Below are 13,359 nucleotides of genomic sequence, written 5' to 3' on the forward strand. Positions count from 1 at the left end.
GACCGCGTCGTCGTCGTCACCGGAGGAAACCGTGGCATCGGGCGCGCCATCGCCGAGCGGTTCGTCGCCGAGGGGTGGCGCGTCGCCGTGACGGCACGCTCGGGCGAAGGCCCCGAGGGCACGCTGACCGTCCGCGCGGACGTGACGGACGCCGCCGCGGTCGACGCCGCGTTCACCCAGGTCGAGGCCGAGCTCGGTCCGATCGCGGTCGTCGTGGCCAACGCCGGCGTCACGAAGGACACCCTGCTGCTGCGCATGAGCGAGGACGACTTCGACAGCGTGGTGAACACCAACCTCGGCGGCGCGTTCCGCGTCGTCAAGCGTGCGTCGAAGGGCATGCTCAAGGCGCGCTGGGGGCGCGTCATCCTCATCTCGAGCGTCGTCGGGCTCTACGGTTCGGCGGGTCAGATCAACTACGCCGCGTCGAAGAGCGCCCTGGTCGGATTCGCGCGCTCGCTCACCCGCGAGCTCGGCGGCCGCGGGATCACCGCCAACGTGGTCGCTCCGGGCTTCATCGAGACCGATATGACGGCCGAACTTCCCGCCGACACGCAGGCCGAGTACAAGAAGAACATCCCCGCGGGGCGATTCGCCTCGCCCGATGAGGTCGCGGGCGTCGTCACCTGGCTCGCGGGCGATGACGCCGCGTACATCTCGGGTGCCGTGATCCCGGTCGACGGCGGCCTCGGCATGGGGCACTGAGCGCCACCACGAGACGAACGCTCAGTTCTCGGCGACCGGCTCCGATCGGATCGAGGCGACGAGCGCCTTCCCGAGCGCCTCGGGCTGTGCGAACTGCGGCCAGTGCCCGCCGGGAAGGTCGATGATCTCGACCTCGTCGGCCGCGGCGAGTTCGGCGACCCACGGTGCCCCGGCGTCGATCGTGCGCCGCACATCGACGGACGGCATGAGGCACGTGATGACTGTGATCGGGACGCCGTGGCGGCGGTCGTCGCTCAGCGAGATCGGATCGGTGGGGATCCGTGCGGGAATCCAGGTGACCTGCTCCTCGACCCGTTGACGCGTGGGCGCGTCGAGGTCGGCGACCTCCTCCTCGTCGAAGGAGTCCCACCCGGGGAACGGCACCACACCGTCGACGATCGGGAACTCCCAGATGACCGCTCCGTCGAGGGGAGGAACGGCGTCGATGAAGACGACCCGCGCGACACGATCGGGTCGCGCGTCGGCGGCGCCCCAGACGACGTTGGCTCCGCCGGAATGACCCACCAGCACGACGGGCTCGTCGTCGCGGTCGACGACGCGGACGACCTCGGCGATCCAGTCCGCGATGCCCACTTGTGCGGAGCCGGCCGCGGGAATGCCGATGCCCGGCATGCTCAGCGGTTCGGGACGATGCCCGGCGGCGAGCAGGGTGGGGACGACCGCGTCCCACGAGGACGCCGTGAGCCAGAGACCGGGGACGAGAACGACCTTCATGCCTCGAGGGTAGAGCCGGGCTCCGACATCGGCGAGGGTGGGGGCGTCAGCGGTCCCCTCGACAGGCTCGGGAACCCCTCGATGGGGTCACGGGCTTTCAGCGAGGGAGCAGCGCGACCACCTGGGACAGGTCGACCGGGCCGATCACGAGATCTGCCCGCTCGCGCACCGCGGGCTTGGCATTGAACGCGAGGCCGAGGCCGGCGACCGCCATCATCTCCAGGTCGTTGGCGCCGTCGCCGATCGCGAACGTCGCCGAGAGCGGCACGCCGTGCTCCGCGGCCCACGAGCGGAGGGTGTCGGCCTTGGCCGTGGCATCCACGATCTCTCCGTCGACCTCTCCGGTGAGAACGTCGTCGACGGCGACGAGCCGGTTGGCACGCCAGACATCGACGCCGAGGTCGGGCGCGACGGTGTCGAGGACCTCGTGGAACCCGCCCGACACGACGCCCACGACGCCGCCGCGATCGTGCACGGCGGCAACGAGGTCGCGCACCCCGGGGGTCGGTTCGATGCGGGCGATCGCGCGGGCGAAGGCCTCGGTGGACACCCCGGTGAGGGCTTTCACTCGGGAACGCAGGCTGGTCGCGAAGTCGACCTCGCCGCGCATCGCGGCCTCTGTGGCGGCGGCGACCTCCGGTCCTCGACCCGCTTCGTCGGCGAGCAGTTCGATGACCTCGTTGCGGATCAGGGTGGAGTCGGCGTCGAGCACGACGAGGAAACGGGCGGGCACTGGCACGCGATCCACGCTAGCGGGTCGCGTGCCCGTCGCGCGGCGTCACGCGAAGCCTCGCGCCGGCCCTCCGCGCGTAGGCTTTTCGGGTACCGCCGACTCCATTGAAGGGACCACACCCATGGCCGACGTCGAGAGCTTCACCCTGGACCACACCGCCGTGCTGGCCCCTTACGTGCGCCGGATCGGCACCGAGACGGGTCCGCGCGGCGACGTCATCACGAACTTCGATCTGCGCCTCGTGCAGCCCAACGAGGGAGAGATCCCCACCGCCGGTCTGCACACGATCGAGCATCTTCTCGCCAGCCTCGTGCGCGACCGCATCGACGGACTGATCGACATCTCGCCCTTCGGGTGCCGCACCGGATTCCACGTGATCATGTGGGGCGAGCCCGAGATCCCCATGCTCGTGGACGCCATCACGGATTCCCTGCGCGCGATCGCCGAGGACGTCACATGGGAAGACGTCCCCGGAACCGACGCCTTCAGCTGCGGCAACTACCGCGACCACAGCCTGCACAGCGCCCGCGAGTGGTCGAAGGTCGTGCTGGACAAGGGGATCTCGCACGACGCGTTCCAGCGCGTCGGCGTGTGAGCAGGTTCGCTGTCTGACGCTGCTGATCTCGCACGACGCGTTCCAGCGCGTCGGCGTATGACAGACCGGAAGACAAGAAGGGGCGGCGACCGTCACGGTCGCCGCCCCTTCTCTCTTCCGTCACGCGTGGACGTGAACGTCCTTCCCGACGACGGTGATTCCCGTCTCGGTGACGGTGAAGCCGCGCGCGATGTCGCGCTCGCGGTCGACGCCGATCGTGGCCCCGGGTTCGAGGACGACGTTCTTGTCGAGGATCGCGCGGTGGATCCGGGCTCCCGCACCCACCTGGACGCTGTCGAACAGCACCGAGTCGGTGATGGTCGATCCGCCGCCCGCGAGGGCCCACGGGCCGACGACGCTGCGTTCGAGATGGGTCCCCGACAGCACCGAGCCGAGCGAGACGATGGAGTCGATCGCGTTGCCGATGCGTCCGACCGAGTCGCGCACGAACTTCGCCGGCGGGGCGTTGAACGTCTGCGAGTAGATCGGCCAGTCGTTGTTGTAGAGGTTGAACACGGGCAGGGTCGAGATCAGGTCCATGTGCGCGTCGTAGAACGACTCGATCGTTCCCACGTCGCGCCAGTACGACCGGTCGCGCGGCGTGGACCCGGGCACGTCGTTGCGCTGGAAGTCGTAGACGGCCGCTTCGCCCCGGTCGACGAAGTAGGGGACGATGTCGCCGCCCATGTCGTGCGCCGAGGTCGGCAGCTCGCCGTCGTGCGTGACCGCTTCGACGAGGGCGTCCGCGTCGAAGATGTAGTTGCCCATCGAGGCGAGCACCTCGTGGGGCGCATCGGCCAGACCCTCGGGGTTCTGCGGCTTCTCGAGGAACGCGCGGATCTTCGTCGGATCGGTCGGCTCGGTGTCGATGACCCCGAACTGATTCGCGAGCGAGATCGGCTGACGGATGCCGGCGACGGTCGCGCGCGCGTCCGAGGCGATGTGGGCATCGAGCATCTGCTTGAAGTCCATGCGGTACACGTGGTCGGCGCCGATGACCACGACGATGTCGGGCTTCTCGTCGCGGATGAGGTTCATCGACTGCAGGATCGCGTCGGCGGAGCCGGAGAACCATCGCTTCCCGAGCCGCTGCTGGGCGGGGACGGATGCCACGTACGCGCCGAGCATGGGGGACATACGCCACGTCTGGGAGATGTGTCGGTCGAGGCTGTGCGACTTGTACTGCGTGAGCACGACGAGCTGACGCAGTCCCGAATTGATGAGGTTCGAGATGGCGAAGTCGATGAGGCGATATTGCCCCCCGAACGGGACGGCGGGTTTCGCGCGGTCGGCCGTGAGGGGCATGAGACGCTTTCCCTCGCCGCCGGCGAGGATGATTCCGAAGACCTTCGGCGCTGCAGGCATGGCACCACACTAGGGGTCGGATGCGGATGCGGATACACGTGCGCGGCGCGCCTTTCGCTGTACTACGGTTCGTCTCATGCGCGTCGACATCGTGACCAAGGAATACCCGCCGGAGATCTACGGGGGAGCCGGCGTCCACGCGACCGAACTGGTCAAGGCGCTGCGCGCCGAGGGCACCGAGGTGCAGGTCCGCGCCTTCGGTGCGACGCGCGACGAAGCCGACACGACGTCGTACGGCGTGCCCACTGAGCTGGCCTCCGCGAACGGGGCGATTCAGACACTGGGCACCGATCTCGAGATCGTCTCCGACGTCGCCGGCGCGGACGTCGTGCACTCGCACACCTGGTACGCGAACTTCGCCGGGCATCTGGCATCCCTCCTCCACGGCATCCCGCACGTCGTCACCGCCCACAGCCTCGAGCCGCTACGGCCCTGGAAGGCGGAGCAGCTCGGCGGCGGCTACGCCGTGTCGAGCTACATCGAGAAGACCGCCTACGAGGGCGCTGCGGCGGTCGTCGCGGTGAGCTCGGGGATGCGCGACGACATCCTGCGCAGCTACCCGTCGCTGGATCCCGCCAAGGTGCGCGTGATCTACAACGGGATCGACACCGAGGCGTGGCATCCGGTGTCGGACGACGCCTTCCTCGCGTCCGTGGGCATCGACCCGTCGCGGCCGTCGGTGGTTTTCGTCGGTCGCATCACCCGCCAGAAGGGGCTCCCTTACCTGCTCCGCGCGGCGGAGCTGTTGCCGGCTGACGTGCAGCTGATCCTGTGCGCGGGGGCGCCCGACACGCCTCAGATCATGACCGAGGTCGAGGAGCTCGTCCGCGGGCTTCAGGCGACGCGTGATGGTGTCGTCTGGATCGATCGTCTGCTCCCGCGCAACGAGCTCTGTGCGATCCTCACCGCCGCGACGACGTTCGTCTGCCCGTCGGTGTACGAGCCGCTGGGGATCGTGAACCTCGAGGCGATGGCGTGCGGCGCGGCGGTCGTGGGGACGGCGACCGGTGGCATCCCGGAGGTCGTCGTCGACGGCGTCACGGGACGACTCGTCCCGATCGAGCAGGTGCAGGACGGCACCGGAACGCCCGTCGACCCCGAACGTTTCGTCGCCGATCTCGCCCGCGCGCTCACCGAGGTGGTGACGGATGCCGAGACGGCCCGCGCCTATGGCGAGGCCGGCCGTCAGCGCGCCATCGACGACTTCAGCTGGGCGGCGATCGCGCAGACGACGGCGGCGCTGTACGCGGAGGTCTCGGGGAAGTAGGGGACGCCGGAGTCGGCTCGTCCATAGCCCGGCAGCGTGGCATCCGGGCGCACGGGTCGGGGCCGTTAGGCTAGATCCATGCCCCAGGTTCTCGAGTTCTCCGACGTCGTCGTCCGCCGGAACACGCGGGACATCGTGTCCCATCTCGACTGGAGCGTCGCCGATGACGAGCGCTGGGTCGTGCTCGGCCCCAACGGCGCGGGGAAGACGACGGTTCTACAGCTCGCGGACACCCTCCTGCACCCCACATCGGGCACGGTGACGATCCTCGGCGAGCAGCTCGGTCGTACCGACGTCTTCGAACTGCGCCCGCGTATCGGCTTCGCTTCGTCGGCGATGGCGCGTCGCGTTCCCCCTGAGGAGACGGTGCTCGACGTCGTGCTGACCGCCGCCTACTCGGTGACGGGTCGCTGGCGCGAGCAGTACGACGACATCGATGAGCGTCGCGCGCTGCGCGTGCTCGCCGAGTGGCGTCTCGATCACCTCGCGGACCGCACGTTCGGCACGCTGAGCGACGGCGAGCAGAAGCGCGTCCAGATCGCCCGGGCCGTGATGACCGACCCCGAGCTGCTGCTGCTCGACGAGCCCACCGCCAGCCTCGACCTCGGCGCCCGGGAAGAGCTGCTGGCGCTGCTCTCGGGGTACGCCCAGGCGCCCACGACGCCCGCCATGGTGATGGTGACGCACCACGTCGAGGAGATCCCCGTCGGGTTCACGCACGTGCTTCTGCTCCGCGACGGCGAGATCGTGGCATCCGGGCCCCTCGGTGAGGCCCTCACGGCCGAGAACCTGTCGAAGACGTTCGGCCTCGAGATCACTCTCACGCACGAGGCGGGGCGGTACGCCGCCCGTGCGGTCTGACGCCGCGCGCGAATCTCGACGCGGGCCTGGTAGACTCTCCCGTTGGTGCCATCGGCGCCGCAGACTTTGACGTCCTGGCAGAATCCAGGGCACCACTTCTCAAAGGACCTCCCATGAAGACTGACATCCACCCCACGTACAAGGCCGTCGTGTTCCGCGACCTCGGTTCGGGCGACACGTTCCTCACCCGTTCGACCGTCTCGAGCGACAAGACGATCGAGCTGGACGGCGTGGAGTACCCCGTCATCGACGTGGAAATCTCGTCGGCTTCGCACCCCTTCTACACGGGTAAGCAGCGCATCATGGACTCGGCCGGTCGTGTCGAGAAGTTCAACCAGCGCTTCAAGAACTTCGGCGGTCGTTGATCCCCAGCGGTTCCGCTCCCAGAGCCCTCATCCTTCGGGATGGGGGCTTTTGGTTTCCCTGCGGCTGTTGTCGACCGGTGCGTATGCGCGTCCTCGGCGCGGAGGTCTGCGCGAAGGTCGTCGGTCACGCGTTCTGGGCGGGCAGCAGCGGCTTCGGTGGATAGGTGCTGAGGACGAGCGACGTCGTCACCGGGCCGAACCGCGCCAGCGCATCGACCACCTTCTCGAGCCGCGCGGCGTCGGGGCAGTGGACATCGAACAGGAGACAGTCCTCGCCCGTCACGCGGACCATCGACGTGACCTCGGGGAGGCGTCCGGCGAGCTCGCGGGCCGACGAGAGCTGCGCATGGGTCGTGCGCAACCGGATGACGGCGTGGATGACGAGTCCGACCGCGGCCGGGTCGATCACCGCACGGTAGCCCGCGATGACGCCCGCGCGTTCGAGCCGGAGGATGCGCGCGCTCGCGGCCGGCTGGGACAGTCCGACGCGCCGCCCCACCTCCGCGCCCGAAAGCCGACCGTCATGCTGGAGGAGTTCGAGAATGCGGCGGTCGATCGCATCGAGTGGTTCCATCGTGTTCGACTCCGATTTCTTATGCATCGCTTGCGCGGGATGCGCATGGCGAGTGACTCCATCATGCTCGCAAGGTGGGCGGAGCGCGCTCCGTGTCTCGAGCAGTCGATCGCTCGGGGAGTGCGTCGTCACACGGTTGGCGAGTGAGAGAGGTGGTCATCGGTGGTCGCATACGTGATCGTCCCCGGAATCGGAGGCTCCGGGGAGGAGCATTGGCAGACGCTTTGGGAGCGGCGTTGGGGCCATGACGCCGCCCGAGTGGTTCCTCGGTCGTGGGACGAGCCCGACCTCGACGATTGGGTCGACGCGGTCGATCGACGCGTGACCGATCTCGCGAGACGAGGCGATGAGGTCGTCGTCGTGGCTCATAGCCTGGGGTGTTGGGCGGCGGTCGAGTGGGATGCGCGGGTTGATCGCGAGGGGTGGCTCGCGCGTGATGAACGCGCCCGACGCGCGCCGGTGGCAGGGATGCTGCTCGTCGCGCCCCCGGATCCGGCCGGCGAGGCCTTTCCTCGCGCTGCCGCCCCGAGCTTCTCCGGCCTCGCTGTTCGACCGCTGACGTGTCGAAGCACGGTGGTGGCGAGTTCCGATGATCCGTACTGCGCGGTCGAGGTCGCCCGAGGGTTCGCTTCCGGATGGGGGAGCGCTTTCCGAAACGCCGGCCACCTCGGCCATCTGAACGCGGCGAGTGGTCTCGGGGAGTGGGACTGGGGGAGGGCGGTGCTCGACGACCTCGTGCGCGTGTGAAGGTGCGTGTACGGGAAAAAGCGCGGCGTGTGGAGCGCGTGGGCGGCAGCGCGCGCGTAGAGAGGTGCTCGTGATCAGCGCTGAGCACTCGCGGTGTCGAACGAACCCGCGTGCCGATGCTCGCCGAGCGACTCGCGACGCTGTGCCCACATGCGCTGGTGCCGGCGCGCGTCGGCGACGATGTTCGGATCCAGGTCGGCGAACGCGAGGTGCTCGCCCTCACCGGCCACGGTGATGCGTCGACCGAGCGGATCGAAGACGGCAGCGCCTCCGATGAAGTCGTGCGGTTCGCCGACGAGCCCGCTGAAGACCACGTACATGCCGTTGTCGAGGGCGCGCGCCGCGTAGTGGAGATCGCGTCGGTGCTCGCCGCCCGGGAAGTACGCGCCGCTGTTGAGGTACGCGTGCGCGCCGGCTCGCGCGGCCGCCGCGGCGTGCTCCGGGAAGTTCGCGTCGTAACAGACGGAGAGAGCGAACTGAAGGCCTTTCAGGGTGAAGAAGGCGCCGTGCGCGCCCGGGCTGAAGACGGAACTCTCGCTGTCGTGCAGGTGCTGCTTGTCGTAGGCGGCGAGCGGGGTGCGTCCCGGGCTCAGGATCACATCGCCGAGGAAGCGGCATCCGTCCCGCTGGATCGCGGTGTTGACGATGGCGGTGACGCCGCTGCGGTCGACCGCGGATTGCAGGGGAGCCCACCATTCCTCGTCGGCGAGGTCGGGCAGAGGACCGGCGAAGACGCCGTCGTCGTATCCCGTGACCGCCGCTTCGGGGAAGAGGACGAGATCGGCTCCTCCCGCGGACGCCGCCACGATCAGGCGTGCGATGCGCGCGACGTTTCCGTCGATGTCGCTCGGCACGGCTTCCATCTGGACGGTGGCGATGCGGCAGGTCACGGGATCAGTCTGGCATTCGGGGCCAGGGGACGATCGCATCGTGGAGTTCGCCACCTCTGTCGGATGCGGCCAGCCCCTGCGAGAGACGCTCGCGCGGGCGGCCGCGCGGCACGTGCGGGGGATGCCGTCGAGGGGTGCGGGCCGGCGTGCTCGAGAGACGGCCGCCGCGCGTGACGTTCGAGAGACACGAGCGAGGGCTGCCGCGCGCTCAGAACGGGGGTGGGTCGAAGCCGTAGGAGCGGCCCAGCGGAGAACTCCACGCGCGTTCGCCCGAGACCGGATCGTGAGTCGGTGTCCACTCTGTCTCGTGTCGGAGGCGATGGTGATGTCGACATTCGGGCTCGAGATTGTCGGCATCCGTGGTGCCGCCGTCGGCCCAGGCGGTGAGGTGGTCCAGGTCGCAATCGCGAGCGGTGCGGTTGCATCCGGGGAAGATGCAGATGGGTGAGGTGACCCCCAGCCAGCGACGAAGCGCGGCGGGAACCCGATAGGTCTGGCGATCCAGGACGAGGGGAGCGCCGGACACGGGGTGTGTGAGCAAGCGGACCCACGAGCGTGCTTCGCCGGCGAGGCGGCGCGCGGTATCGAGGTCGATGGGCCCGTAGCCCTCGAGGGTCGCCGGATCGCTGTCGACGCCGAGCAGGGTCAGCGCGGGGACGGTGACGACGATGGTAGGCGAGGTGGGTGGTGCGGAGGGGCCGTGTCGCCCTGTGGCGGGTGGGGTCGGCGGCTCGTCGGGACCCGCGGCCGGGGTGAGAGACGATGTCGCGGTCGGCACGTCGGGCGCGGGAGAGGTCACGAGATCCGCGAGGACATCAGCCCGCAGCTGCGCCAAGGTGCGCTCCTCTTCGGGCACGGCGTGAAGGTGCCGAGCCGCGCGATCCAGGCGCGACATGATGCTGCGCGCTCTGTCGGCGGGCAGGAGCGCGCTGAGAGAGGCCATGCCGTCGAGTTCGGGTGTCATCCACACGCCGCGGTCACGTGCGGCGCGCCGGTGGCGAGCGTCGATCGACTCGGCGTGGACACGTTCGCGGAGAACGCGCGCGGAGACGGCGAACTTCGTGGGGGTCAGCCGCGTCGCTGTGTCGGCGACGCCCTCGTCGAAGGCGGTCCAGGCAGCGGCGTCTTCGGGGAGCGAGGTGGCCAGGCGGGCCGTCTCGACGGCGTGACGCTCGGACGTCCGTCCGTCGGCGAACTGCTGCCAGAGCCGCGGACAACGCTCCTGCAGCGCGTCGACGTGCGTGGCGCGCGTCCGGATGGTCTGCTCGGACACACGCAGACGCACGGCCATCTCAGCGGCTGCGGCCCGCTGCGCGAGATCGACGCGATCGCGCCGGACGGCGCGGACGCTGCGCCCTCGCGGGTCATTCCAGGCGAGGTCGAGGGTGGGGTCGGGGCCGACCCAGGGCGTCGGGTCGGCCGCGGCATCGCGGAGGACGGCCGCGATTATCCGACCCTCCTCAGCCGCGAGGCGATGCCGTTCGGCGGCGATCAGTTCGAGGTGGCCCAGGACCGCGTCGAGGTCGGAGACCGCGGCAGATGTGGCGTCGGCGCGGGCGGCAGCGCCGCCGGGGAACGCGAGGTCGGCGTCGTCGAAACGTTCCGCCGCCTCGGCGGGAATCGAGGACTCGAGATCGAGCAGACGCGCCCACGCCGCCTCGTTCTCGAGCTCATCGTCGTCGGGCCACGGGACTCCGTCGCACGACCGCACCGCCGGCGACGGCCGGTCTGCGGGTGGGGCGGTGGCGTCCATGTCGAAACGCTATCGGGGACCTCCGACATCGGCCGGGACGCTGAATCTCGGGCAGAATCGCGGCCGTCTCAGCGGATCGGCCACGCCCCGTCGAGCGGGGGAGCCGTGGCATCCAGGCGTCCGATCTTCACGAAGTACTCGGTGAGACTAGCGGCTTGGGCGCGAGCCCAGGCGATCTGGCGCGTGTGCAATTCTTCGACTGTCGAAGGCAGCCACGGCGCGAAGCGTTCGGCGAGCGCCAGGGCGAGACGGCCGGCGGCGACCGCGTCGGCACACGCTTCGTGCGCCGACTCCAACGGCACCGCGTAATGCTCCGCCACGACCGACAGTGTGCGCTTGCCGCGTCGGTAGCGGTCGTAGGTCTTGTCGACGACGAGGGGGTCGATGACGGGAGAGGGGGCGTGGATGGGAGCGACGCCGTGCCGCACGGCTTCGTGCTTGAGCATCGAGAAGTCGAACGGCGCGTTGTACGCGACGACCGGGATCCCGGCGGCGAAGAGTGCGCTGAGCGCCTCGATGACCTCGGCGACGACGCGCGGTGCGGGGGCGCCGTCGGCCCGCGCTCGCTCGGTGGTGATCCCGTGGATGGCGGCCGCGCCGTCGGGGATCTCGACGCCAGGGTCGGCCAGCCAATCTCGAGCGTCGACCACGTGGCCGTCCGCGTCGAGCACGCCCACGTGCGCGGTCACGATGCGGTCGTTCTCGACGTCGACGCCGGTTGTCTCGAGGTCGAAGACGCCGACGAGGCGCGTCCACTCGGGGGTCTGGAACAGCGGGAGCGGCTCGGCCTGCCACAGGGTCATGTGGTCACCGTAGAGCGGGGGTCCGACACGACCCGCGAGGCGCGCAGGAATGGGGGAGGGATGCCAGGAACTCCGGGTTGTGCACGGGGAGTGCCTCGCCGCCGGCGCCGGGGATGTCGGAACTCCCGAGTCGTGCATGCGGGCTGCCTCGCCGCTGGAACCGGGGATGACGGCACTCCCGGCTGCGGACACGGTCTGCCTCGCCGCCGGGACCGGGGATATCGGAACCCCTGAGTCGTGCATAAGGGTTGCCTTGCCGCTGGAACCGGGGATGCCGGGACTCCCGGCTGTGGACACGGACTGCGCCGCCGGGACGGGCGATGTCGGAACCCCCTCGTAAACTCGATGCCATGCCCAACCCGTACGCCGACCTCCTCGCCGCGATCCCGGTCGAGCGCCGTGCGGTCCAGGTGCTCGGGGGAGAGACGGCGTACTGGGTCTACGGCGACGACGCCGCCGAGACCACGATCGTGGCGGTGCACGGGTTCCGTGGTGAGCATCACGGGCTCGATCCGGTGGTCGCCCACCTCCCCGGCATCCGCGTGATCTCGCCCGATCTGCCCGGCTTCGGCGAGACACCGCCGCTGCGGGGGCGTGCCCACGACCTGAACGGGTATGCCGCGTGGTTGCGCGCGTTCGTCGACGCCGTGGCTCCGGGGGCCGTCGTCCTCGGCCATTCGTTCGGCTCGATCGTGTCGTCCGCGGCCGTCGCGGGCGGTCTCGCGACGCCGAAGCTCATCCTGGTCAACCCGATCGGCGCGCCGGCGCTCGAGGGGCCGCGCGGCATCCTGACCCGGCTCGCCGTCTTCTACTACCTCGCGGGGGCCAAGTTGCCGCGCGCCGTCGGCGACGCGCTGCTGCGCAACGGCCTCATCGTGCGCGTGATGAGCAACGCGATGGCCAAGACGCGCGACCCCGCGCTGCGGCGCTTCGTCCACGAGCAGCACGACGAGTACTTCTCTCGCTTCGCCGACCGCGACGTGCTGCACGAGGCCTTCGTCACGAGCGTCTCGCACGACGTGCGCGAGTTCGCCCCGCTCATCGCGCAGCCGACGCTGCTGATCGCGGCAGAGAAAGACGACATCACGCCGATCGAGGCCGAGAGGCATCTCGCGACGCTCTTCCCCGACGCCGCGTTGGTCGAGATCCCCGAGGTCGGCCACCTGATCCACTACGAGACGCCCGAGGCGGCGGCATCCGCGATCAGGAAGTTCCTCGGCGTCGGCTGACCCGCCGGATCGCGCGAGGTTCCCCCGACGCGAGCTCTACGCCGTCTCCGCGCGCGATCAGGAAGTTCCTCGGCGTCGGCTGACCCGCCGGATCGCGCGAGGTTCCGCCGACGAGAGCCCTAAGCCGTCTCCGCCTTCCGCTTGCGGTAGGCGTTGACATTCATGCGGTTTCCGCAGTTGCCGGCGTCGCAATAGCGCTTCGAGCCGTTCTTCGAGAAGTCGACATAGACGCCGTTGCAATCGTCGGCGTCGCACACGCGGACGCGTGCGTACTCGTCGGCACGGATGACGTCGACGAAAGCCATCGCCGTCTCGACGAGCATGCGCTGGGCGAGATGGTCCGAGGCCTCCGACGCGTGGATGTGCCAGTCGAACTCGTCGTGCCGGACGAGCTGCGGCAGTGCCCGCCCGTCGCGCAGCATCGCATTGACGAGGGGGACCGCGCCATCGCGGTCGACGTTCCAGAGCTGTTGGATGCGGGAACGGATGCCGCGCACCTCGGCGAGCTCGTGCTCGTCTCTCGCTCGCGAACCGGTGTAGGTGTGTCGCTCGGCGAAGTCGTCGAGCTCGGCCATCGTGGTCAGGCTGTCGATCCCGCTCACGTCGGTCTGGGGCAGGGTGTTGACCAGCTCGACGGTCGCGCGCAGCACCAGTTCGGTGTCACGGATGAAGACCATGTTGACTCCTGACATGTGGAGGTCCTACTGTCACGAGTGTAAACGTTCTTCACTCCTGACAGC

15 protein-coding genes are annotated in these 13,359 nt (G+C 69.5%); 7 read left to right on the forward strand and 8 right to left on the reverse strand.

Annotated elements, in window-relative coordinates:
- A partial coding sequence (gene fabG / locus NS283_RS17080; protein WP_058598053.1) for a 3-oxoacyl-ACP reductase FabG occupies positions 1 to 702 on the forward strand: 702 nt, incomplete at its 5' end.
- 21 nt (positions 703 to 723) lie between these two features.
- Here the strand turns inward: fabG and NS283_RS17085 are convergent.
- Both NS283_RS17085 and serB read right to left on the reverse strand, forming a co-directional pair.
- On the reverse strand, positions 724 to 1,437 hold the full coding sequence (locus NS283_RS17085) for an alpha/beta fold hydrolase (RefSeq protein ID WP_058598054.1): 714 nt from the start codon (positions 1,435 to 1,437) through the stop codon (positions 724 to 726).
- A 97-nt stretch (positions 1,438 to 1,534) separates the two neighbouring features.
- On the reverse strand, positions 1,535 to 2,176 hold the full coding sequence (gene serB, locus NS283_RS17090; RefSeq protein WP_440589447.1) for a phosphoserine phosphatase SerB: 642 nt from the start codon (positions 2,174 to 2,176) through the stop codon (positions 1,535 to 1,537).
- Positions 2,177 to 2,291: 115 nt separating this feature from the next.
- Between serB and NS283_RS17095 the strand changes: the two genes are divergently transcribed.
- Positions 2,292 to 2,765, forward strand: a complete 474-nt coding sequence (locus tag NS283_RS17095) for an S-ribosylhomocysteine lyase (RefSeq protein WP_058598056.1) — start codon at positions 2,292 to 2,294, stop codon at positions 2,763 to 2,765.
- Between the two features lie 120 nt (positions 2,766 to 2,885).
- On the opposite strand, the gene glgC is transcribed toward NS283_RS17095, so the two are convergent.
- Positions 2,886 to 4,130 (reverse strand): glucose-1-phosphate adenylyltransferase, encoded by a 1,245-nt coding sequence (glgC, locus tag NS283_RS17100; protein ID WP_058598057.1) that lies wholly within the window; start codon positions 4,128 to 4,130, stop codon positions 2,886 to 2,888.
- A gap of 76 nt (positions 4,131 to 4,206) precedes the next feature.
- On the opposite strand from glgC, the gene glgA reads away from it, so the two are divergent.
- The 3 genes from glgA (at position 4,207) to NS283_RS17115 (ending at position 6,623) form a co-directional block, all read left to right on the forward strand.
- Positions 4,207 to 5,397, forward strand: a complete 1,191-nt coding sequence (gene glgA / locus NS283_RS17105; RefSeq protein WP_058598058.1) for a glycogen synthase — start codon at positions 4,207 to 4,209, stop codon at positions 5,395 to 5,397.
- A gap of 78 nt (positions 5,398 to 5,475) precedes the next feature.
- A complete protein-coding gene (locus NS283_RS17110) occupies positions 5,476 to 6,258 on the forward strand; it encodes an ABC transporter ATP-binding protein (RefSeq protein WP_058598059.1) in 783 nt (260 codons plus the stop codon).
- Positions 6,259 to 6,371: 113 nt separating this feature from the next.
- Positions 6,372 to 6,623: a type B 50S ribosomal protein L31 gene (locus tag NS283_RS17115; RefSeq protein WP_013586710.1), complete on the forward strand. Its 252-nt coding sequence runs from the start codon at positions 6,372 to 6,374 to the stop codon at positions 6,621 to 6,623.
- A gap of 124 nt (positions 6,624 to 6,747) precedes the next feature.
- Here the strand turns inward: NS283_RS17115 and NS283_RS17120 are convergent, their stop codons facing one another.
- Entirely contained in the window at positions 6,748 to 7,197 is a 450-nt protein-coding gene (locus tag NS283_RS17120; RefSeq protein WP_058598060.1) for an Lrp/AsnC family transcriptional regulator, read from the reverse strand.
- 174 nt (positions 7,198 to 7,371) lie between these two features.
- Here NS283_RS17120 and NS283_RS17125 point away from each other — a divergent pair, with 174 nt between their 5' ends.
- On the forward strand, positions 7,372 to 7,944 hold the full coding sequence (locus NS283_RS17125) for an RBBP9/YdeN family alpha/beta hydrolase (protein ID WP_241492279.1): 573 nt from the start codon (positions 7,372 to 7,374) through the stop codon (positions 7,942 to 7,944).
- A 74-nt stretch (positions 7,945 to 8,018) separates the two neighbouring features.
- Here the strand turns inward: NS283_RS17125 and NS283_RS17130 are convergent, their stop codons facing one another.
- From NS283_RS17130 to NS283_RS17140, 3 genes are all read right to left on the reverse strand, one after another.
- A complete protein-coding gene (locus tag NS283_RS17130) occupies positions 8,019 to 8,834 on the reverse strand; it encodes a carbon-nitrogen hydrolase family protein (protein WP_081317481.1) in 816 nt (271 codons plus the stop codon).
- A 208-nt stretch (positions 8,835 to 9,042) separates the two neighbouring features.
- Positions 9,043 to 10,587, reverse strand: a complete 1,545-nt coding sequence (locus NS283_RS17135) for an HNH endonuclease signature motif containing protein (RefSeq protein WP_058598062.1) — start codon at positions 10,585 to 10,587, stop codon at positions 9,043 to 9,045.
- A 68-nt stretch (positions 10,588 to 10,655) separates the two neighbouring features.
- Positions 10,656 to 11,390, reverse strand: a complete 735-nt coding sequence (locus tag NS283_RS17140) for an exonuclease domain-containing protein (RefSeq protein ID WP_058598063.1) — start codon at positions 11,388 to 11,390, stop codon at positions 10,656 to 10,658.
- Positions 11,391 to 11,740: 350 nt separating this feature from the next.
- Between NS283_RS17140 and NS283_RS17150 the strand changes: the two genes are divergently transcribed.
- Positions 11,741 to 12,619, forward strand: a complete 879-nt coding sequence (locus NS283_RS17150) for an alpha/beta fold hydrolase (protein WP_058598065.1) — start codon at positions 11,741 to 11,743, stop codon at positions 12,617 to 12,619.
- Positions 12,620 to 12,738: 119 nt separating this feature from the next.
- Here the strand turns inward: NS283_RS17150 and NS283_RS17155 are convergent, their stop codons facing one another.
- Positions 12,739 to 13,296: a CGNR zinc finger domain-containing protein gene (locus NS283_RS17155; RefSeq protein WP_058598066.1), complete on the reverse strand. Its 558-nt coding sequence runs from the start codon at positions 13,294 to 13,296 to the stop codon at positions 12,739 to 12,741.
- Between the last annotated feature and the right edge of the window lie 63 nt (positions 13,297 to 13,359).

Origin of the sequence: Microbacterium testaceum (assembly GCF_001476285.1) — a bacterium.
Lineage (GTDB): Bacteria > Actinomycetota > Actinomycetes > Actinomycetales > Microbacteriaceae > Microbacterium > Microbacterium testaceum_B.

What these genes read in the sequence shown, in the direction of transcription:
- NS283_RS17085 (WP_058598054.1), bottom strand. Translation starts at nt 1,437, where the DNA reads ATGAAGGTCGTTCTCGTCCCCGGTCTCTGGCTCACGGCGTCCTCGTGG.
- NS283_RS17140 (WP_058598063.1), bottom strand. Translation starts at nt 11,390, where the DNA reads ATGACCCTGTGGCAGGCCGAGCCGCTCCCGCTGTTCCAGACCCCCGAG.
- NS283_RS17120 (WP_058598060.1), bottom strand. Translation starts at nt 7,197, where the DNA reads ATGGAACCACTCGATGCGATCGACCGCCGCATTCTCGAACTCCTCCAG.
- NS283_RS17110 (WP_058598059.1), top strand. Translation starts at nt 5,476, where the DNA reads ATGCCCCAGGTTCTCGAGTTCTCCGACGTCGTCGTCCGCCGGAACACG.
- NS283_RS17150 (WP_058598065.1), top strand. Translation starts at nt 11,741, where the DNA reads ATGCCCAACCCGTACGCCGACCTCCTCGCCGCGATCCCGGTCGAGCGC.
- NS283_RS17135 (WP_058598062.1), bottom strand. Translation starts at nt 10,587, where the DNA reads ATGGACGCCACCGCCCCACCCGCAGACCGGCCGTCGCCGGCGGTGCGG.
- glgC (WP_058598057.1), bottom strand. Translation starts at nt 4,130, where the DNA reads ATGCCTGCAGCGCCGAAGGTCTTCGGAATCATCCTCGCCGGCGGCGAG.
- NS283_RS17095 (WP_058598056.1), top strand. Translation starts at nt 2,292, where the DNA reads ATGGCCGACGTCGAGAGCTTCACCCTGGACCACACCGCCGTGCTGGCC.
- NS283_RS17115 (WP_013586710.1), top strand. Translation starts at nt 6,372, where the DNA reads ATGAAGACTGACATCCACCCCACGTACAAGGCCGTCGTGTTCCGCGAC.
- glgA (WP_058598058.1), top strand. Translation starts at nt 4,207, where the DNA reads ATGCGCGTCGACATCGTGACCAAGGAATACCCGCCGGAGATCTACGGG.
- NS283_RS17155 (WP_058598066.1), bottom strand. Translation starts at nt 13,296, where the DNA reads ATGGTCTTCATCCGTGACACCGAACTGGTGCTGCGCGCGACCGTCGAG.